The sequence below is a fragment of the Prosthecobacter gellanilyticus genome, from assembly GCF_007992435.1.
GTDB lineage: Bacteria > Verrucomicrobiota > Verrucomicrobiia > Verrucomicrobiales > Verrucomicrobiaceae > Prosthecobacter > Prosthecobacter gellanilyticus.
On sequence record NZ_BKAG01000003.1, the window covers coordinates 31,464 to 51,558 of the forward strand.

The window sequence follows — 20,095 nt, forward strand, 5'->3', positions numbered from 1 at the left end:
ATCCAAGGCAAAAGTGTGCAGCCGTGCGTGATTCGTACAGCCAGGCGCGCGGTTTCGCCCGATAAATGAATCAGGATATCTCCTGATTCAGTGATTTGGGGGATGACTCGCATTAAATACACGCCTCTTTATCCTGTTTTTCCATCTCCTTCCCCCCACTTGCGTCTCGCGCCTTCTTGATCACGTGACTTCGACAACTTCAGAAACTCTCGCGCGTCTCAGAGCCGCCACGGCGACGGTGCACCGCCAGCTTGAGGATCAGGTCAACATTCCCCAGGTGTGTGGCAAACGGGAGACCTATGAGCAGCTTCTGGAGGACTTTTTAGGCTTCTGGGAGCCGTTGGAGAGCTGTCTTCAGCAGATTTCAGGCTGGGAAGAGAGAGGCTTTGACTGGGGTGAGCGCGCCAAAGCTGGCATGCTGCTGGCGGATCTGCGCGCTCTCGGGCGCACCGCAGCAGAGATCGAGGCGCTCCCGAGATGCACGAACCTGCCGCGACCGGAGAGCCTGGAGGAAGCCTTTGGCTGTGCCTACGTGGTGGAAGGCTCCACGCTGGGTGGCCGGCATATCCTGGGTGTGCTGGCGAAAACGGACATTCCTGAAGACGCGCGCCACTACTTCGCCAGCTATGGTGATCAGGTGGGCGCACGCTGGCGCGAGTTCTGCGCGATGCTCAGCGAGTTCGCCGATACCGAGGCCGAGATGATGGTGCCGCAGGCCGTCGAAACCTTCAACACACTGAGCGCCTGGCTCGCCCGTCCACGATGAGCCAGCCTGATCCCGTGAGCGCCACGCAGCTCGATGCGTGCAGCCGAGAACCGATCCACATCCCGGGTTCGATCCAGCCGCATGGCGCATTGCTTGTGCTGAGCGAGAGCGATCTGACCTGCCTGCAGGCGAGCGCCAACTGCGGCGGTTTCCTGGGTGGTGATTTCGCCAATTTGGTTGGGCGAAAGCTGGTGGAAGCCTCGGTGTCGACGGCGGAAGCGCTGAAGCTGGCGCTCGCGGATGCAGGCATGCCGACCTCGCCAGTCACCATGGAGATCGGCGGGAAGCGTTTCGACGTTTCTGTGCAGAAGACTGAGGCGGGATTGATCGTGGAATTTGAAGCAGCGGGCCCGAACGATGCACATTTCCACCGCATGCTGCAGCAGGCGCTCGCGGACATGAAGGCCGCGCCGGATCTGACTGCCCAACATGAGCGGGCCGCCAGGTTTGTCAGCGAGATCACCGGCTTCGAGCGGGTGATGATGTATCGCTTTGATGCGGACTGGCATGGCCAGGTGGTGGCGGAGCATCTGAGCGCGCCGGTGGACTCCTACATGGGCCTGCACTTCCCGGCCACGGATATCCCGGTGCAGGCGCGGGAACTTTATCGTCAAAGTTGGTTGCGCCTCATCCCGGACTCCTCCTACAAGCCAGTGCCGGTGGAGCCCGTGCTGAACCCGGGCACGGGGAAGCCGCTGGACATGAGCTTTGTCTCGCTGCGCAGCGTCTCGCCCATCCATCTGGAGTATCTGCGGAACATGAATGTGGCAGCGTCGATGTCGATCTCTGTGATTGTTGACGGAAGGCTCTGGGGGCTCATCGCCTGTCATCACAGCCAGCCGAGGCTGCTGCCGTATGGCATTCGTGCCATTTTGGAGATCTTCGGTCAGGTTGTGTCATTCCAGATCGCTGCGCGGCAGGAGGCGGAACTGCTCTCGCAGTTTGTGCAGGCCACGGAGATCCAGTCACAGTTCTTTGATGTCATCTCAGGTGAAAAGAACGTGCTGGATGCGCTGGTGAAGTACACACCTCAACTGCTCCGGTTCATGGGCGCCACCGCCGCCGCCGTGCATGTGAACGCCCAGACGACACTGCTGGGTGCCACGCCATCCGAAGAACAGGTGAAGAAGCTGATCGAATGGCTGCAGACGAAGGAGCTGAACCCGATCCTCGAGACGGATGCGCTTTCGCAGATGTATGCACCTGCGGCGGAGTTTCATGAATCCGCCAGCGGCTTGCTGGCGGTGAAGCTCTCACGCGTGGAACCGCATTATTTGTTATGGTTCCGGCCGGAGGTCGTGCAGACTGTGGTCTGGGCGGGCCAGCCGGACAAGCCTGCGGATCCGAATGAGCGTCTGACGCCGAGAAAGTCATTCGCGGCCTGGCAGCAAACCGTGACCGGCCAGGCGCTGCCCTGGGGTGAGGCGGAGCGCAAAGGGGCACGTGAATTGATGCAGGCCATCAATGCGCTGGTGCTGCGCCGCACCCAGACTCTGCTCAGTGAAAATGTGGAGCTGGAGCGCCGTAACACGGACCTGAATTCCTTTGCCCACATCGCCTCACACGACCTGCGTGAGCCGCTGCGCAACCTGCAAAACTACCTGCGCTTTCTCCGTGAGGATCATCAGCTCGAGTTCTCCTCCGAGGCTCTGCGCAAGCTGAGCACGATGGACGCGCTGGTGACACAATCGAAGGAACTGATCGATGTGCTGAACACTTATTCGAACATCGGCCGCATGGAGATTTCCACGCGGACGGTGAACGTGGACACCGTGGTGAATGACGTGCTGGCAAGCCTGGAATCCCTGATCAGGGAGAAGGGTACAGAGATCCGCCGCCCACGCCCGCTGCCCGTGATCTCCTGTGATCCGGTGCTTACTCGCGAGGTCTTTGCCAATCTGCTCACGAACGCGCTCAAATACACCGTGCGCGATGGCCGATGGATTGAGATCGGCGCCATTGAGGAGCCCAATGCTCCGGTCACGTTTTATGTTCGGGACAACGGCATCGGCATCCGCGAGAAGCACTTCGAGGTGATCTTTCGCATCTTCCGGCGCCTGCATGCGCATGATGAGTATGGTGGCGGCACAGGTGCAGGCCTCACCATTGTGAAGAATGTGGTCGAGCGGCATGGCGGACGCGTCTGGCTCGAGTCCAAGTTTGGTGAAGGCAGCACTTTCTATTTTCAACTTCAGCCCGCTCTATGATTGAACCGTCAGCTTCCACGGACTCGGCGAGCCCGGCACCTCTGCGCATCATGCTGCTCGATGACAACGCCATCGACCGCGAGACCTGCCGGCGGCATCTCGCACGGGTGGGAAACAGCAGCTATGAGTTTCTAGAGCATAATTCGGTGGATGGTGCCATCGAGCGTGTGCTGGAATACAAGCCGCAGTGCATTTTGTTAGACTATCACCTGCATGACGGTACCGGCCTGCACTTTCTCGATGCGCTGAGCATCATTGGCGGCCCGAAGACCTATCCCGTGGTGATGCTCACCGGAACGGGAAGCGAAAGGATCGCCGTGGAGGTGATGAAGACCGGTGCGCAGGACTACCTTTCGAAAGACCATCTGAATCCTGAGCTGCTGCAGCGCAGCATCGAGTCCGCCATCTATCGTGCCAATGCCGAGCGCCTGCTGGAGGAGCAGCGGCGTGAGATGGAGCGCCTGTTCAGGGAGGCGCAGAATGCGAATGCGCAGAAGGACCGCTTCTTTGCCACGCTGTCGCATGAGCTGCGCACACCGCTGACACCGGTGCTGGCCGTGGTGAGCCAGACTGATCTCACAGACTTCAGCATGGAGGACTTCAAGGAGACCTTCGCCATGATCCGGCGCAATGTGGAGGTCGAGGCCAGGCTCATCGACGACCTGCTGGACATCACGCGCATCACCAGCGGGAAGCTGCAGATTCACACGCGCTCCATGGACCTGCACGAGGTGCTCAAGCACTCGGCGGAGGCCTGTGATTCCGAGCGCCAGGCCAAAGGCATCCGTCTGGATTGGAACCTGACCAAGGACACCATCCAGCTCCATGCGGATCCTGCGCGCATCCAGCAGGTGTTTTGGAACCTGCTGAAGAATGCCATCAAGTTCACCCCGGACGACGGGGTGATCATTGTGACCACGCGCAAGGCTGGCCACATGGTGGAGATCGAGGTCGCGGACACCGGTATCGGCCTGCCCACCACGGGCGTGGAGAGGATCTTTGATGCTTTTGAGCAGGGCAATTCGGAGGTCACCAAGAAGTTCGGCGGCCTGGGGCTCGGCCTCGCCATTTCGAAGGCGCTCGTGGCCGCGCATGGCGGCCGCATCGGCGCCGCGAACCGCGTGGAGAGCAGCGGCGCCGTGTTCACGGTGCGTCTGCCTTTGGGAGGTGAATCTCGAAACACGGCACAGACAACGAGCGCACCCGCCCCGGCAGCTCATGCCATCCCCGCAGGCATCACCATCCTGCTGGTGGAGGACCATCTGGACAGCGCCTCCGTCCTCCGGCGCATCCTCACCGCGCGCGGCTACCACGTGCATGTGGCCTCCACCGTGCGCAAGGCGCTGGAGCTTTTCCAGGCGCATCCCATCGACTGCGTGGTCAGTGACCTCGGCCTGCCGGATGCGAGCGGCATCGAGCTCATGGAGCAGATCTCCAAGATGCGTCCTGTGCCTGCCGTGGCCATCAGCGGCTACGGGCAGGACAGTGATGTGCAGCGCTCTCTCGCCGCCGGCTTTGACCAGCATCTGACGAAGCCCGTGGACGTGCAGCGCCTGCTGCAGGCGTTGCAGACTTTGATTGCTTCGTGAGGTCGGGAAAAAGTCTTTCCAAAAGCGGAGGCGCCTGTCAGAAGCCATGGATTCTCCATGCCTGCCGTTACTCGCCACTCTCGCGCTATCCGTTCATTCACTTTGGCTGCCGGTCTTCTGACGCTGGTCACCTGCCTCATTCCCTCCAGCTCGGTGGCGCAGGGCCCGCAAACCATCCCGTTATCACGCACAGAGCTGACGCGCGCTTCTCCAGGCGCGATCACAGAGCTGGTCTGGACACCGGATGGTCTGCTCTATAGCGGTGACTGGGAAGGCAATATCTGTGTTTGGAAACCTGGGCGCAAAACGTCCGTCAAATCCTTCGATGTCGCCGGCAACTTCATCCGCTCGCTGGGCGTGCTTGAAAAGGGCGCCAGATACATCGCCTGTGTGAACGATGGCGTCGTCATTGGTAAACTGCCCTCGGGAGTGGTTCAGGACAAGTTCAGCCGGCTCTCCGATCCCCAAAGCTATAACTCGAGGGCACTGCTGAGCCCGGACGAAAAAACGGTGGCTGTTCAAGTGGGATCCACAGCCGTGAAAATCTTCAGCACCTCCACTCTGCAGGAGACTGGAAGACTGAAGATACCAGAAAACGGTCCGGTGGGGAACATCGCCTTCACGCCTTCCGGTGGACTGCTCGTCAGCAGTACATCCCTGCTGCATTTCCCGCCCGGCCAGATGACGCACGATGTCTCCCTGCCGCTTCAGGGTGGTGATGTGATCGCTCTCGAATGCAGCCCGGATGGCAGCATGGTGGCAGTCGCCAGGCCGTCCCTGGTGAACGTGGCTGAACTCAAGGCCGGTACCCCGGTCAGCAAACTGACCACCAAGGCGGGTGCTTTGGATGCGGTTGCCTGGTCTCCAGATGGACGTCGGATCGCCGCTGCGGGTGCCAGTGGAGTCGTGGAGTTCTTTGATCCGGCCACAGGCGCCTTGAAGGAGACGCTGACCATCGTTCCAGGGCAGACTTCCAGCCTGGCCTTCAGCCCGGATGGCAAATGGCTCGCGATCGGTGGAGGGCACTATCTTGACACGACGATCACGCCGTCGTTACGGAGGATGACAGGGGACAACACGATCCGTCTGCTGTCGGTGAATTTCGCTCCGCCCAAAGGCAGGTGAAGCCGGCCGTGATGTGATGCGCGAGGCTGCATCTGACGCTGATTTTGAATAGTGCTGGACGTGTCCGGGTGCGCTGCGCACCGTCCTTCGCAATGACCACTGTCCTTTGTTTCGGCGACTCCAACACCTGGGGATTTGATCCTGCTTACATCACCGCGCCTTATCCTCGGCGGCATCCCCTCGGCGTGCGCTGGACCAGCCTGCTGGCCACGGAACTGGGCGAAGACTTCCGTGTGATCGAGGAAGGTCAAAATGGCCGCACCACGGTGCATGAAGATCCGCTGAACATTGCCCGCAATGGCAAGGAGTATCTCCCCGCATGTCTGGAGAGCCACAAGCCGATTGATATCGTGGTCATGATGCTCGGCACGAATGACCTGAAGAGCTACTATAACCTGCCTCCGGGTGAGATCGCCAATGGTGCGGGCATCCTGGCGCGGATGATCCTGGGCAGCAATGCAGGACCTGACAATCGCGCACCACGTCTGCTTCTGGTGTGCCCGCCGAAGGTTGGCAGCCTGGCTCATCTGCCGGATCTGGATGCGAAGATCCCGAACGGCATCGCGCGCAGCGAGCAGTTCCCGAAATATTACGAGGCTCTGGCGATCAGTCTGGGCTGCGCGTATCTGAACAGCCAGGATTATGTGCAGACGAGCCCCGTTGATGGGATTCATCTGGAGGCCACCGAGCAGCCCAAGCTGGCCTACGCCATCGCCGAGAAGATCCGGGCGATGGACTGAAGAAGATTCATGATTCCTGATTCAGGAATCATGATTCACCGAGAGGCTACTTATGGCTTTGTCAAATTTGGTGCCCACATCGCACCTTCAGAAACCTTTGGCGTCACGCCGTCAGCGGGGAAGGTGGCTTTGGCGGCTGCCTGAAGCTGGCTGGAAAGCTCTTTGACGGTGGCGGCGTGCTCAGGCTTGTCGGCGAGGTTGGTGAGCTCCTTCGGATCTGTCTCGTGATCGTAGAGCTCGCGGCCTTCGTTGCCTTCATCCCACTCGGTGTAGCGGTAGCGCGGGGTGCGGAGGGAATAACCAAAGATGCGTTTGCCATCGTCACCCTTCGCCGCGCTCGCTCCAGCGCGCTTGAAGCCTCCGCCGCGCACGACCTGGCTCAGCACCCAGCCGCGCCCGGTCTGCGTGGTGTCCTTGAGGATGGCGGAGAGATCTTGACCCTGGAGATTCTCCGGAGCCTTCACGCCACAGAGGTTTGCCAGCGTCGGATACAGGTCAATCAAGCCTACGGGTGTGTTGGCCACAGCGCCCTTGCTGATGCCAGGACCGGCCATGAGGAGAGGTACGCGGGCGCTTTCCTCAAACAGGCTCTGCTTCTGCCAAAGGCCGTGCTCGCCGGTATGGTAGCCATGATCACTGGTGAAGACGACGATCGTGTTGTCGGTTAGGCCGAGCTTGTCGAGTGAATCCAGCACAATGCCCGCTTGCGCATCCATGTAACTGATCGCGGCAAAGTAAGCCTGCAGCGCCTGGCGGCGGAGGTCGTCGGTGAGATCGTCCTGCTCCTTTTTATAACTGCCGAGCGCGTGCTTGGGCAGGTCTTTCTGATCTTCCTCGATGCCACTGACGACGGGCATCTTTTCCACCGGATAGCCTTCAAACCACTGCTTTGGCGAGACATAGGGCGTGTGCGGACGGAAGAAGCCGAGCGCGAGGAAGAAGGGGCGGGACTTGTCGCGCGCGCAGCGCTCCAGCACCCAGGCCGCATCACGGGCCATCATGCCATCCGTGTGCTTCTCATCGGGAGATGGGGAGGCATACCAGCTCAGCGTGCCGCCGAAATTTCCGGGCAGCAGGCTGAAGATGTTCGGCTCATCCGTGAGGCGGTCCGCCCCGGCCGGATTCAGCTCCAGCTCCCAGGATCCTGGATCATCATGGCCGTTTGTGCCGATGGAGTTCGGGACGTTGTAATGGTAGAGCTTGCCGATGCGCCCCGCGAAGTAACCCGCCTGGCGGAAGGCCTGGGGTAGGGAGACCTGGGAGGGCACGGTCTGGCGGAAAAGCTGGCCATTCGTCAGGATGCCGCTGCTGTTCGGGTAGAGGCCGGTGAGCATGGAGTTCCGGCTCGGGCCACAGAGGGGGAACTGGCAGGCCGCCTTCTCAAAGCGCACACCGCGTGCGGCCAGCTTGTCCAGGTTTGGGGTCTTCACCAGAGGGTGTCCGTAGCAGCCGAGGCTGTTGTTCAGGTCATCCGCGATCATGAAGAGCACGTTCGGGCTTTGGGCGGCCTGGGCAGCCCCGGCAAGGACGAGCAACGTGGCGAGGAGGTGATGGAAAAGCGGGCGCATGGTGATGGGAGGGCCGCTGGAACGACAAGACATGCTCACAAATTTCCCAAATCGTGCCTTCCAGGCGCTTGCATCCGGGGCGCGCACAGCCCACGGAATCCCCTGTCCATGGTTCCTGTCTCCGATCTGCCCATCACGAACATCTCCTGCTACAAGTTCGCGCCGCTGAGTGACCTCAAGTCGCTGCGCGAGCGCCTGATGGCTTTTTGCAAAGAGCACGCGCTGAAGGGCACCATCCTGATCAGCACGGAAGGCATCAATTTCTTCATCGCCGGCGAGCGCTCGAACGTGGATGCGCTGGTGGAGGTGCTGCGCCAGATCCCCGGCCTGGAAGACGTGGCTCCCAAGTATAGCTTCAACGAGCATCAGCCCTTCAATCGCATGCTGGTGCGCATCAAGAAGGAGATCATCGCCTTCGGTGTCGAGAGCATCGATCCTGCGAAGTACACCTCGCCACATCTGAAAGCCGCGGAGTTGAAGCGCTGGCTGGATGAGGGAAGGCCCATTGTCCTGCTGGACACGCGCAATGACTACGAGGTGAAGCTCGGCACCTTCAAAGGTGCGAAGGTGATCGGCATCGACAGCTTTCGTGAGTTCCCTGAGGCCGTGCGCAAGCTGCCCGAGGAGATGAAGAAGCAGCCTATCGTCAGCTTCTGCACAGGCGGCATCCGCTGTGAGAAAGCAGCACCGTTTTTGGAGAGCGAAGGCTTTGAGCAGGTGTGGCAGCTTGATGGCGGCATCCTCAAGTACTTCGAGGAAGTCGGCGGTGATTACTGGGAGGGCGAGTGCTTTGTCTTCGACCAGCGTGTGGGTGTGGACCCCGCTTTGCGCGAGACGGAGTCTAACCAATGTTTCCACTGCCAGACGCCGCTGAATGAGGAGGAGCAGCGCGATCCCCGCTATGTGGAAGGCAAGTCCTGTCCCTATTGCTTCAAGACCGACGAGGAGCAGCGCAAAGAAAGCCTCGCGCGAAGTCAGGAAGCCATCCGCCGTGTCACCACACCGCTGCCCGGCAGCGTGCCGTATGACAACCATCGCCCGCTGACCATTCCAGAGCGTTGTGATGGTTTTACGCTGCTTGAAACGGTGTGCACCATCTTCCCCTACATGCCGCGTGAGGAGTGGCTGACGCTCTTTGAGAAGCAGCGTCTGCTCAATGACCAGAAGCAGCCTGCCGCACCGGATCAGATCGTCAGGGCAGGGGAGTTTTATTTTCGCCTGCATGAGGGCGTCATCGAGCCTGATGTGAATGCGGACATTCGTTTGCTGCATGAGGATGAGGCCATCATCGTGCTGGAGAAGCCTGCGCCGCTGCCCATGCATGCCTGCGGGCGCTACAACCGGAACACGCTACAGTACATCCTGCATGAGGCCTATGCGCCGCAGATGCCGCGCGCCTGCCATCGCCTGGATGCAAACACCACCGGGCTCGTCGTGCACGCTCGCACGCGCCACTTTGCCAAGCTGGTGCAGACGCAGTTTGCGCGTGGCGAGGTGGAGAAGGCTTATCTCGCGCGAGTCATCGGCCATCCCGTGCAGGATGAGTTCGTCTGTGACCTGCCGATCAGCAGCGAAGCGGGCGGCCTCGGCAGCCGCGAGATCGATGAAGAGTCCGGCGATGAAGCACGCACGGAATTCCGTGTGATCAGCCGTGATGCCGATGGCACCTCGCTTGTTGAGGCGAAGCCCATCACGGGCCGGACGAACCAAATTCGTGTTCATCTCTGGCAGCTCGGCCATCCCGTGAAGGGTGATCCGGTGTATCTGCCGGGTACTGTGAAAGGTGATACGCAGACTCTGCCTGCGGATGCCCCTGCCATGTGCCTGCATGCCTGGCGTGTCGGCTTCAAACATCCGCTGAGAGGTGAGCGGGTGGTGTTTGAGAGTCCGCCGCGCTTCGTCTAGAGCACGATGCCATCACAAGCGCTGTGATTTGATTGCCGAATGGCGCAATGTCCCGCATCTTGCGTGCCTCATGGCTGTTCGTTCACGTCGTCGCTCCCGCCAGATTCCACGCTGGCTCCTGGTCCTCTTCGGACTCGGAGCGGTGATGATCGTGCTCGTGCTCATGGCGCCGATGCTGGTGATGAACTGGGTGCGCGGCTATGTGCAGAAAGACGCCTTCCGCGGCAGGATGGAGCAGTTTCTCGGCACGCAGATGAAAGGCAGCGTCACGCTCGGCCCGCTGCGCTGGACGGGTGATGAGGTGACCACCTCCATGATGGAAGCCACCACGGTGAGCGGCTGGAAGGCGGAAGTCAGCGGGCTGCGTGTCGGGCTGGACTGGCAGGCCTTTCGGAACCGCCAATGGCGCATTGTGGAAACGGGCGCGGATTCCTTGGAGCTCAGTTTCAAGGCACCGGAGACCGGGTTGCCCCAGGTGACCGTCCCGCCGCCCACGGAACCCCTGCTCACCAGCGAGACGCAGAGCTCCTCCATCCCGGAATGGATCAAGGCCTACCTGCCGAACACCACGGAGATCGATGGCGTGCGCTTTGATGCGCTTTTGCTGACCTATCCTGGCGGCTGGCGGCTCAGCGAGTCCAAACTGCGTGTGGCGGCCTGGCAGCAGGGCGAGCAGTCTGTGCAAGCCACGGTGGAAGGCGGCATCCTGGAGACCCCGGTGCAGCTGCCTGTGCAGCTCCACGCCATGAAGTTCAATCTCTCCCGTGCCAGCGCCCGCCTGAGCCGTGAGGATCTGCACCTCACCAGCGCCACCCTGAGCTGGATTGGCGATAGCGAGATCACCGCGCGCGGCCATGTGCGCCCCCAGGAAAAGACCTGGGAACTGAGCACCCACCTCAGCGGGATCCCCCTTCGGGAGGTCTTGTCCGAAGACTGGAAACTGCGTCTCACTGGCTTCGTCGAGGGTGATCTGAACATCACGGGCGGGCAGGGCAGGGAACCCAGGGTGGAAGGCGATGTGCAGCTCAAGAATGCCGTGCTCACGGCTCTGCCGGTGCTGGATAAACTGGCCAGCTACACCCACGTGGAGCGCTTCAAGCGCCTGGTGCTGGACATCGCCACCGCGCATGTCACCGGCAGCGGCGAATCGCGGCAGTTCGAGAAGATCGTCATCCAGTCGAACGGCCTCCTGCGCATCGAGGGAAACATCGCCGTCCTCAGCGGCAAGATCGACGGGCATTTCATGCTCGGCGTGACGCCGGAAACCCTGCGCTGGATCCCTGGTGCCCAGCAGCATGTTTTCACCGGCACAAACCCCACCGCGCCTGCGGGCATGATCTGGACTCCGCTGCACATCACGGGCACCATCGATGCACCGAGGGAAGACCTGACCGAGCGCCTCATGGGCGGAGCCGGGAAAGCTCTCCTGAATGCCCCGGCGGAGGTCGTGGGCAAGGCCGGGGAGACCCTGCTCTCCCCTGTGGTGGGCGAGGATCTGGCCAAAAAGCCCGGCGAGGTGATGAAAAGCGCCACCGAAACCCTCACGAACCCTGGAGACGCGGTCAAAAAGGCCAGCGATGCCGCCGAAAAGGGCATCGACCTGCTGAAAGGCCTGGGTGGCGGACTCCTCGGAAAGTAGGGAATGCGAAGTTCAAAGGACAGACGAATGGGGACAGACGAATAGAATTCCCCTGTTCCTATCCAACTATTCGTCTGCCCAGAAAGCCCAGTATAACCGCCTCATGTCCCTCGCCGCCAAACAAGCTGAACTCATCGACGACCTGAACCTGATCGAGAACGCCCAGGAGCGCCTGGCGGCCCTGACCAGCTATGTGGCAAAGACCCGGCTGCCGGAGGAACAGAAGGGAGATGACCTCATCGTTCCCGGCTGCGTCTCCCGTGTCTGGGTGAAGGGCCGTGTGAAGGACGGCCTGACCGAGTTCCGCTGCTCGGCGGACTCCCCCATGGTGGCAGGCTTGGTGGCATTGCTTTGTGACCTGTACAGCGACGTCAGCCCTTGGGAGGCTGCCGAGGTCGAGCCTGAGCTCTGGACACGCTGCGGCTTCACGAAGATCCTCTCCCCCACCCGCCTGAATGGCCTGAGCGCCGTGAGAGGCAGGATCAGAGAGCTGGCGAGCCATTGGAAAGCCTGAGCGAACCGCTCAACGGGCCGTTTTTGAGACTCGGGGCCGCCGAATGGCGGACAGAATCGATGAAGATTCGTGATGAAGTCAGGTCTCTTCACGACCGAACGATGTTTTGTTCCGTGGAGCATTTGCCGCCATGTGAAAAACTAGAAACCGATTTAAACGTCGTCGCGAATCGCTCTAAATCAATGCCTTGAATGGGGTCCGACCCAACCAAATAGAGTGAATGCCGAACAAGAAGCGTGGCAAGATTGTGAATAACTTTTTAAAAAATTGATTCAATAAGATCAAAATATCGGTTGCGATTCCCCCATCCTGTCCCAGAATGCGCGCCCCCAGCTCCGGGCTTTTCCCCCAAAAGCCCTGCTGGATCGAATCCTTCGGGATTCAATCTCCTATCGGAGCAGTGAACCGGAAAAACACTGTGCTCGACTCTGACATTCGCAGAGCAGGCACATTGTCTCTCCTGTTTCCAGCCCCACCAGGCCAACTTAACGGAACGGAATTTTTCCCCAGACAACATGCCCACCATCAATCAGCTCGTCAGACACGGCCGCAAAGACAAAGCGGTGAAGTCGAAGTCGCCTGCGCTTGCAAAGTGCCCGCAGCGTCGCGGCGTTTGCCTCCAGGTGATGACCCGCACCCCGAAGAAGCCGAACTCCGCTCTTCGTAAAGTTGCCAAGGTCCGTCTGACGAATGGCTTTGAAGTCATCGCCTACATCGGTGGTGAAGGCCACAACCTCCAGGAGCACAGCATCGTGCTGGTCCGCGGCGGTCGTGTGAAGGACTTGCCGGGTGTGCGTTATCACATCGTCCGTGGTACTCTGGACTGCCTTGGCGTGGACAAGCGCCGTCGCGGCCGTTCCAAGTATGGTGCCAAGCGTCCGAAGCCGGGTGCTGCTGCCGCTCCGGCCAAAGGCAAGAAGTAAGCCTTTGGATTTCTCTGAACTGATCTTTCCCATCTCCAACCTTTTCAATTTATGGCCCGCAGGAAACGCGTTTACGACAAGGAAGTCGTCAAAGACTCTCGCTACGACAGTGAAGTGGTCGCCCGGCTCATCAGCCGCGTGATGCTCTCCGGCAAGAAGTCCGTCGCTGAAAGCATCGTCTATTCCGCCATCGACATTCTCAATGAGAAGACCGAAACCGTGGATCCGCTCGAGCTCTTCAACCGCGCCATCGAGAATTCGAAGCCCAAGGTTGAGGTGAAGGCCCGCCGCGTCGGTGGTGCCACCTACCAGGTGCCGCTCGAAGTCAGCACCGCCCGTTCCGAGTCTCTCGCCATGCGCTGGCTCGTCGGTTATGCTCGCGGTCGCAAAGGTCAGCCGATGCATCGCGCCCTTGCCAACGAGCTCAAGGAAGCCGCCCAGGGCCAGGGTTCCTCCGTCCGCAAACGCGACGACGTGCACAAGCAGGCTCAGGCCAACCGCGCCTTCGCCCACTTCCGCTTCTAATCACTGAGCGGATCTCCTTCCTCACCAGGCCGATCTTACCCCCCACTTCTTTTTTCGACCCATGTCCAATCCGAATTCTCCCAACCGCGAATACCCTCTGGAGCGCACCCGTAACATCGGGATCTGTGCCCACATCGACGCGGGCAAGACGACTCTGACTGAGCGAATCCTGTTTTACACCGGCATGATCCACAAGATCGGCGAAGTGCATGACGGCGCCGCCACGACAGACTGGATGGAGCAGGAAAAGGAGCGTGGTATCACCATCACTTCCGCCGCTGTGACGGCCCGCTGGAAGCAGCTGAAGGAAGAGGGGATCTACAAGACCCGCGAGATGGAAGACATCCGCGTCAACATCATCGACACCCCTGGACACGTGGACTTCACCGCTGAAGTGGAACGTTCCCTGCGCGTGCTGGACGGTGCCATCTTCGTGCTTTGCGGTGTGGCCGGCGTGCAGCCCCAGTCTGAGACGGTGTATCGCCAGGCTGAGAAGTATGGTGTGCCTCGTATCGCCTTCGTGAACAAGATGGACCGCACCGGTGCCAACTTCGAAAACGTGGTGAAGGACGTCCGCACCAAGCTCGGCGCTCCTGCTTACCCGATCCTCATCCCGATCGGTGCTGAAGAAAATCTGATCGGTCAGATCGACGTGGTGAACCAGAAGGCGATCATCTACTCGGATGACGAAAAGTTTGGTTCCAAGTACACCGTCCGTGATCTCGAAGGTGCTGAAGTAGCCCGCGCCAAAGCTGCCTATGACGAGCTTCTCGACGCCGCCTGCAGCTCTGACGAAGAGCTGGGCATGATGTTCCTCGAAGAGCAGCCTATCGGCCCTGTGGAACTGAAGGCCGGCCTCCGCCGCGCTGTGATCGCCAACAAGATCATCCCGATGGCCGGTGGTTCCGCCTTCAAGAACAAGGGCGTGCAGTATCTGATCGACGCCGTGATCGACTATCTTCCCGGCCCTCTCGACATCGAAGCCCAGAAGGGTCACGTTGTGGATGAGCCAGAAAACATCGTTGAAGCTACCCCGAACGACAACGGCAAGTTCATCGCCCTGGGCTTCAAGCTCTGGTCTGACAAGTTTGGCCGCCTTGTGTTCTTCCGCGTGTATTCCGGCAAGATCTCCAAGGGTGACACCATCTACAATCCCCGCACTCGCAAGTCGGAGCGCGTCGGCCGCCTGATCCAGATCCAGGCCAGCGTCCATAAAGACATCGACACCTGCTACTCTGGTGACATCGCCGCCCTCGTGGGTGTGAAAGACGTCCGCACCGGCGACACCTTCTGCGACGAGAGCCTCGAAGTTCTGCTTGAGCCACCGACCTTCCCAGAACCCGTTATCTCCATGGCTGTCGAGCCAAAGACCAAGGGTGACCAGGAGCGCATGGCGAACGCCCTTCAGCGTCTCTCCGAAGAAGATCCTACCTTCTTCGTCAAGACCGACGAAGAAACCGGCCAGACCATCATCGCCGGCATGGGTGAGCTTCACCTCGAAATTCTCTGCGACCGCCTCAAGCGCGAGCACAAAGTGGAAACCAACACCGGCAAGCCTCAGATCGCCTACCGTGAGACCCTCACGAAGGAAGCCGATGGCGAAGGCAAGCTTGTCAAGCAGTCCGGTGGTCGCGGTCAGTATGGCCACGTGGTCATCAAGATCCGTCCTGGTGAGAAGGGTTCCGGCGTCGTCGTCGAAAACAAGGTTGTCGGCGGCACCATCCCGAAAGAATTCATCAACCCTGCCAAGGCAGGTTGTATCGAAGCCGCTCTGAACGGCATCATCGCGGGTTACCCGGTGATCGACCTTCACATCGACCTCGTTGATGGTTCCAGCCACGACGTGGACTCCAACGAAAACGCCTTCAAGATGGCCGGCATCTTCGCCGTCAAAGACGCTCTGAAGAAAGCCAAGTGCATCCTGCTCGAGCCGATCATGGCTGTGGAAGCTTCCACTCCTGAAGATTATCAGGGCGATATCATGGGTGACCTCAACCGTCGCCGTGGCAAGATCCAGGGCATGGACAGCCGTGGCACCACCGCCATCCTTCGCGCTGAGGTCCCCCTCGCCGAGATGTTCGGTTACTCCACCGCCATCCGCACTCTCTCCTCCGGTCGCGCCAGCTACTCCATGCAGCCTTCCCATTTCGAACAGGTGCCACAACAGATTGTGGACCAGATCGTCGAACAGCGCGGCGGCAGCAAAAACTGATCCTTTTAGTCACAAACCCTTTCACGACGGACACACGCCATGAACAATCAGAAAATTCGCATCCGCCTTCGCGCTTACGATTACCGCACCCTCGACAAGAGCACCGCGGACATCGTGGAAACCGCCAAGCGCACGGGCGCCAAGGTCGCCGGCCCCATCCCGCTTCCGACCCGCATCGAGAAGTTCACGGTGAACCGCTCTCCCCACGTGGACAAGAAGTCCATGGACCAGTTCGAAATGCGCACTCACAAGCGTCTTCTCGACATCGTCGATCCCACCTCCCGCACCGTGGACGAGCTGAAGAAGCTCAACCTCCCATCCGGCGTGGACATCACGATCAAGATCTAACCCTCACTTATTGAACTCCAAGGAGGATACTCACCATGGCAATCGGCTTGATTGGAAAAAAACTCGGAATGATGAAGGTGTACACCGACAAAGGTGAGGCTATTGCCGTCACGGTCGTCGATGTCTCCGGCAACAGCATCATCCAGGTGAAGCAGAAGTCCGGCAAAGATGGCTACAGCGCCATCCAGGTCGGTTACGGAGACCAGAAGGAGTTTCGCGTGACGAAGCCCCTCCTCGGCCACTTCAAGAAGGGCGGCTCCGCCCCGAAGAAGGTGATCAAGGAATTCCGTGTCACCGGCGACGACCAACTCCCAGCGGCTGATGCCAAGCTTGACGCTGGCCTGTTCAGCGCCGGCCAGTGGGTCGACGTGATCGGCACCACGAAGGGCAAGGGCTTCCAGGGCGTTGTGAAACGCTGGAACTTCTCCGGTCAGCCAGCCACCCACGGTCACATGATGCACCGTCGTCCTGGTTCCATCGGTTGCCGTCTTACCCCCGGTCTCGTGTGGAAGAACCAGAAGATGCCTGGTCATGATGGCGTCGAGCGCGTCACCACGCAGAATCTGAAAGTCATCCAGAGCCGTCCGGAAGATGGCGTGCTGCTCATCAGCGGCGCAATCCCCGGCAACAAGGGCAGCATCGTCGTGGTGCGCCCGGCCAAGAAGAAACCCGCCCCTGCGGCCAAGTAATCTGAGGAGGAAACTGAATCATGTCCGCTACTATTCTTTCCGTCGACGCCGCGAAGCAGGCGAACCTGAACCTTGTGGAAGGCCACAAAGGCAAGCAGGCTCTCCATGAAGCAGTCGTCGCTTACCGCGCCAACCGCCGCCAGGGCAATGCGCATACGAAAAACCGTTCTGAAGTTGCCGGTTCCGGCACCAAGCTTTGGAACCAGAAGGGCACCGGTAACGCCCGTATGGGTTCCAAGCGCTCCCCGATCTGGTCTGGTGGTGGTGTCGTCTTCGGCCCCCGCAACACCACAGTGTGGGCGAAGAAGACCAACAAAAACGTCCGCAAGCTTGCCCTCCGCACCGCGCTGACCGCCCGTATTTCTGACGGCGCTGTCGCCACCATCTCCGGCCTTTCCGTCGCTGATGGCAAGACGAAGAGCTTCGTGAGCGCCGTGAAGAGCCTGTCTGACGCCAAAAAGCTTCTGGTGATCGGCTCCTTCGACGAAAACACCTTCCGCTCCGCCCGCAATGTGCAGAGCGTCCAGCTCATCTCCGCTGAAGACGTGAACGCCGAGCAGCTCCTGAACTACCCTCAGGTCCTCGTCACTACCGCCGCCCTTGAAACCCTTGCCCGGAGGACTGCCTGATATGATCCAAGACCCTCATTCCGTGATCCAAACCATCCGCCTGAGCGAGAAGGCCACCCGTCTCGGTGAAGAGAACAACGACTACGTGTTCATCGTCGCCCGATCGGCCAACAAGATCCAGATCAAGGCCGCTGTGGAAAAGCACTTCGGCAAGAAGGTCGCCGCAGTCCGCACTGCCACCTTTGATGGCAAGGCCCGTCGTGAACGCCGCGCTGATGCCGGCCGCACGAATCATTATAAGAAGGCCATTGTCCGTCTGAAGGACGGCGAGCGTCTTGACCTCGTGTAATTCACTAACCCCGGTTCCGAACCTTAACCACAAGGACTCACAGCCATGGCGCTGAAAACTTTCAAGCCCAACACCCCATCGAACCGCTACAAGGAGTGGAACTCCTTCGAGGAACTCACCAAGCACCAGCCAGAGCGCGCCCTCACGGTCGCCCTGCGCAAGTCTGGCGGTCGTAACAACACTGGTCGCATCACCTGCCGTCACATCGGTGGTGGCGCTGTCCGCCGCTACCGCCTGATCGACTTCAAGCGTGAGCGCCGTGACGAAGCCGCGAAGGTTGTCGCCATCGAGTATGATCCGAACCGCTCCGCTCGCATCGCCCTGATCGAGTACAAGGACGGCCAGCGCTCCTACATCCTGGCTCCTGCCGCTCTGAACGTCGGCGCGTCCGTGATCGCCGGTGAGAAGGCTGCTCCAGATGTGGGCAATGCCCTCCCGCTGCGCAAGATCCCTCTCGGCACCAGCATCCACAATGTCGAGCTCGTGCTCGGTCAGGGTGGTGTTGCCGCCCGCGCCGCCGGCCAGTCCGCCATCCTTTCCAATCGTGAAGGTGAATACGCTCTGGTCCGCATGCCTTCCGGTGAAGTCCGCAAGATTCACTCCGAGTGCTACGCCACTGTCGGTGTCGTCGGCAACAGCGAGCACATGAATGTGGTCTCCGGCAAGGCTGGCCGCACCCGCTGGAAGGGCACCCGCCCGACCGTCCGCGGTATGTGTATGAACCCGATCGACCATCCGAACGGTGGTGGTGAAGGCCGCTCCAAGTCCGGTGGTGGTCGCCAGCACCTTCTCAGCCCCTGGGGCCATGCGAAGGGCGAGAAGACCCGCAACAAGAAGAAGGCTACGAACAAGCTTATTGTTCAGACCCGTCACGCCAAGAAGTAATCCTTCGAACCCTCTGTTTCCCTGACCCATGCCACGCTCTCTCAAAAAAGGCCCCTTCGTCCAGCAGGCTCTGCTCGATAAGGTGGACAAGATGAATGACTCGAAAGGTCCAAAGCGCCCGATCAAGACCTGGGCTCGCTCCTCGATGATCACGCCTGACCTCGTCGGTCACACCTTCCTCGTCCATAACGGTAAGGACTTCGTGAGCGTGTATGCCACGGAAAACATGGTTGGCCACCGCCTCGGTGAGTTCGCCCTGACCCGTATCTTCAAGGGCCACGGCGCTCACACCGTCAAGGCTGCCAAGTAATAACCCTCCCTGGTTTCGACCTCCTGATCTGCTTCATTCGATGAAAAACCTGCTCGCCAACCTCTATCAGCACGCCGCTCTGCTTTTTGCAGCTGTGGTGGTCTGTGGTGGCGTGCAGGCCCAGACATCCTTTGAGCTTCAGGAGTTGAACACCACCCTTCAGGTGGCGGCGCAGAAGATCCAGGCCCTTGAGGCCCAGATCGCCGCTTCCAAGGACAAGAACGACGCCCTGGCCCAGAGCGCTGCCGCTTCCAATCAGGAAGCGCTGGAACTCAAGGACCGCTACGAGCGCCTCCGCAGCCTGCTCGAAGGTCTGGGCATCGCCGCTCTTGAAAACAATCGTGAGCAGACTCAAGACCGTCTGCTCTCCGCTCTGAGTGATCTGCGCATCTCAGAGACCTCCCGCAAGAAGCTGGCTGACAGCCTGATGGAGCTCGCTGAAGCTTCCCTGGCTTTCGCCAAGACCGTGCAGACCCCGGACGCCGTCGCTGGTGACCGCCTGCAGAAAGCCCTCGTCACGGCCGAGGCAACCCTCGCCGGCGCCTCCAGCCGCGTGGTCGAAGACACCGCACCTGCCGCCAATCTGCAGGAAGCCCGCATCGTGAGCCTCAAGAATGAGCTCGGCATCGCCGTCATCGGCGTGGGTGCCCGCGATGGCGTGAAGCCAGGCATGCCTTTTGAAATCTTCCGCGAAGACAAACCTATCGCGAAAGTCCTCGTCACTGAAGTCCGCAACTCTGTCAGCGGCGCAGTGGTCCAAGAACTGGCCTCCGTCTCCGACCCTGTCCGCGTCGGTGATCGTGCCAAAGTCGCAATCAACCGTTGATCCTTGTTTATGGAAGTCCGCTCCACCTACAAATACGCCCGTATCTCGTCTCAGAAGGCGCGCCAGGTTACCCGTGCCATTACCGGCATGCCCGTCTCGCAGGCCCTCAGCGTGCTTGATTTCACCCCGAAGAAGGCAGCCCTCATGGTTGGCAAAGTTCTTCGCTCCGCGATCGCGAACGCCACCAACAATCATGAACTCGACGCCGAGGAAATGATCGTCGCCAGCGCTGTCGCCACCCCTGGTCCGGCCCTGAAGCGCATCATGCCCCGCGCCCGTGGCTCTGCCTCCTCCATCAAGAAGCGCATGACCCACATCACCGTCGTGCTCGGTAACAAGCCTGAAGAGGCTGAAAAGCCCGCCAAGCGCGTCCACAAGTCCAAGGCCAAGACCGCCGCTGAATAAT

Annotated in this window: 20 protein-coding genes; 19 read left to right on the forward strand and 1 reads right to left on the reverse strand. The window is 60.2% G+C overall.

Translation table 11 applies throughout. The features are described 5' to 3' along the window. Positions 1 to 184: 184 nt before the first annotated feature. The 5 genes from BGE01nite_RS03080 to BGE01nite_RS03100 all read left to right on the forward strand — a co-directional run bounded on the left by BGE01nite_RS03080 (position 185) and on the right by BGE01nite_RS03100 (position 6,427). Positions 185 to 766: a biliverdin-producing heme oxygenase gene (locus BGE01nite_RS03080; RefSeq protein ID WP_170266554.1), complete on the forward strand. Its 582-nt coding sequence runs from the start codon at positions 185 to 187 to the stop codon at positions 764 to 766. Further along, positions 763 to 2,973 (forward strand): ATP-binding protein, encoded by a 2,211-nt coding sequence (locus tag BGE01nite_RS03085; RefSeq protein WP_146848800.1) that lies wholly within the window; start codon positions 763 to 765, stop codon positions 2,971 to 2,973. Before BGE01nite_RS03080 ends, BGE01nite_RS03085 begins: the two co-directional genes overlap by 4 nt. Continuing rightward, positions 2,970 to 4,562: an ATP-binding response regulator gene (locus tag BGE01nite_RS03090; RefSeq protein ID WP_146848801.1), complete on the forward strand. Its 1,593-nt coding sequence runs from the start codon at positions 2,970 to 2,972 to the stop codon at positions 4,560 to 4,562. Before BGE01nite_RS03085 ends, BGE01nite_RS03090 begins: the two co-directional genes overlap by 4 nt. Before the next feature lie 102 nt (positions 4,563 to 4,664). Next, positions 4,665 to 5,687, forward strand: a complete 1,023-nt coding sequence (locus BGE01nite_RS03095; RefSeq protein ID WP_170266555.1) for a WD40 repeat domain-containing protein — start codon at positions 4,665 to 4,667, stop codon at positions 5,685 to 5,687. Between the two features lie 92 nt (positions 5,688 to 5,779). Continuing rightward, on the forward strand, positions 5,780 to 6,427 hold the full coding sequence (locus BGE01nite_RS03100; protein ID WP_146848803.1) for an SGNH/GDSL hydrolase family protein: 648 nt from the start codon (positions 5,780 to 5,782) through the stop codon (positions 6,425 to 6,427). 50 nt (positions 6,428 to 6,477) lie between these two features. Here BGE01nite_RS03100 and BGE01nite_RS03105 read toward each other — a convergent pair whose 3' ends face one another. After that, a complete protein-coding gene (locus BGE01nite_RS03105; RefSeq protein ID WP_146848995.1) occupies positions 6,478 to 7,995 on the reverse strand; it encodes a sulfatase in 1,518 nt (505 codons plus the stop codon). Positions 7,996 to 8,103: 108 nt separating this feature from the next. Between BGE01nite_RS03105 and BGE01nite_RS03110 the strand changes: the two genes are divergently transcribed. The 14 genes from BGE01nite_RS03110 (at position 8,104) to rplV (ending at position 20,094) form a co-directional block, all read left to right on the forward strand. After that, positions 8,104 to 9,900 (forward strand): sulfurtransferase, encoded by a 1,797-nt coding sequence (locus BGE01nite_RS03110; protein ID WP_246145656.1) that lies wholly within the window; start codon positions 8,104 to 8,106, stop codon positions 9,898 to 9,900. A 70-nt stretch (positions 9,901 to 9,970) separates the two neighbouring features. Next, positions 9,971 to 11,539, forward strand: a complete 1,569-nt coding sequence (locus BGE01nite_RS03115) for a translocation/assembly module TamB domain-containing protein (RefSeq protein ID WP_146848804.1) — start codon at positions 9,971 to 9,973, stop codon at positions 11,537 to 11,539. Between the two features lie 103 nt (positions 11,540 to 11,642). Continuing rightward, entirely contained in the window at positions 11,643 to 12,053 is a 411-nt protein-coding gene (locus BGE01nite_RS03120) for a SufE family protein (protein WP_146848805.1), read from the forward strand. Between the two features lie 515 nt (positions 12,054 to 12,568). Then, a complete protein-coding gene (rpsL, locus tag BGE01nite_RS03125; RefSeq protein WP_146848806.1) occupies positions 12,569 to 12,976 on the forward strand; it encodes a 30S ribosomal protein S12 in 408 nt (135 codons plus the stop codon). 51 nt (positions 12,977 to 13,027) lie between these two features. Continuing rightward, the gene (gene rpsG / locus BGE01nite_RS03130; protein ID WP_146848807.1) at positions 13,028 to 13,501 is read left to right on the forward strand and encodes a 30S ribosomal protein S7; all 474 of its coding nucleotides are present in this window, start codon (positions 13,028 to 13,030) and stop codon (positions 13,499 to 13,501) included. Positions 13,502 to 13,562: 61 nt separating this feature from the next. Then, positions 13,563 to 15,713, forward strand: coding sequence for an elongation factor G (fusA, locus tag BGE01nite_RS03135; RefSeq protein WP_146848808.1), 2,151 nt, complete (start codon positions 13,563 to 13,565; stop codon positions 15,711 to 15,713). A 39-nt stretch (positions 15,714 to 15,752) separates the two neighbouring features. After that, the gene (gene rpsJ / locus BGE01nite_RS03140) at positions 15,753 to 16,061 is read left to right on the forward strand and encodes a 30S ribosomal protein S10 (protein ID WP_146848809.1); all 309 of its coding nucleotides are present in this window, start codon (positions 15,753 to 15,755) and stop codon (positions 16,059 to 16,061) included. Positions 16,062 to 16,096: 35 nt separating this feature from the next. Beyond that, entirely contained in the window at positions 16,097 to 16,750 is a 654-nt protein-coding gene (rplC, locus tag BGE01nite_RS03145) for a 50S ribosomal protein L3 (protein ID WP_146848810.1), read from the forward strand. A gap of 20 nt (positions 16,751 to 16,770) precedes the next feature. After that, entirely contained in the window at positions 16,771 to 17,379 is a 609-nt protein-coding gene (gene rplD, locus BGE01nite_RS03150) for a 50S ribosomal protein L4 (protein WP_146848811.1), read from the forward strand. Between the two features lie 22 nt (positions 17,380 to 17,401). After that, positions 17,402 to 17,668 (forward strand): 50S ribosomal protein L23, encoded by a 267-nt coding sequence (rplW, locus tag BGE01nite_RS03155; RefSeq protein ID WP_246145658.1) that lies wholly within the window; start codon positions 17,402 to 17,404, stop codon positions 17,666 to 17,668. A 45-nt stretch (positions 17,669 to 17,713) separates the two neighbouring features. Then, positions 17,714 to 18,553 carry a 50S ribosomal protein L2 gene (rplB, locus tag BGE01nite_RS03160; protein WP_146848812.1) on the forward strand — a complete coding sequence of 280 codons (840 nt, stop codon included), beginning with the start codon at positions 17,714 to 17,716 and terminating at the stop codon, positions 18,551 to 18,553. A 28-nt stretch (positions 18,554 to 18,581) separates the two neighbouring features. Next, the gene (rpsS, locus tag BGE01nite_RS03165) at positions 18,582 to 18,863 is read left to right on the forward strand and encodes a 30S ribosomal protein S19 (RefSeq protein ID WP_146848813.1); all 282 of its coding nucleotides are present in this window, start codon (positions 18,582 to 18,584) and stop codon (positions 18,861 to 18,863) included. 40 nt (positions 18,864 to 18,903) lie between these two features. Further along, positions 18,904 to 19,689, forward strand: a complete 786-nt coding sequence (locus tag BGE01nite_RS03170; protein ID WP_146848814.1) for a hypothetical protein — start codon at positions 18,904 to 18,906, stop codon at positions 19,687 to 19,689. A gap of 9 nt (positions 19,690 to 19,698) precedes the next feature. After that, positions 19,699 to 20,094 (forward strand): 50S ribosomal protein L22, encoded by a 396-nt coding sequence (gene rplV / locus BGE01nite_RS03175; protein ID WP_146848815.1) that lies wholly within the window; start codon positions 19,699 to 19,701, stop codon positions 20,092 to 20,094. Position 20,095: the final 1 nt, after the last annotated feature.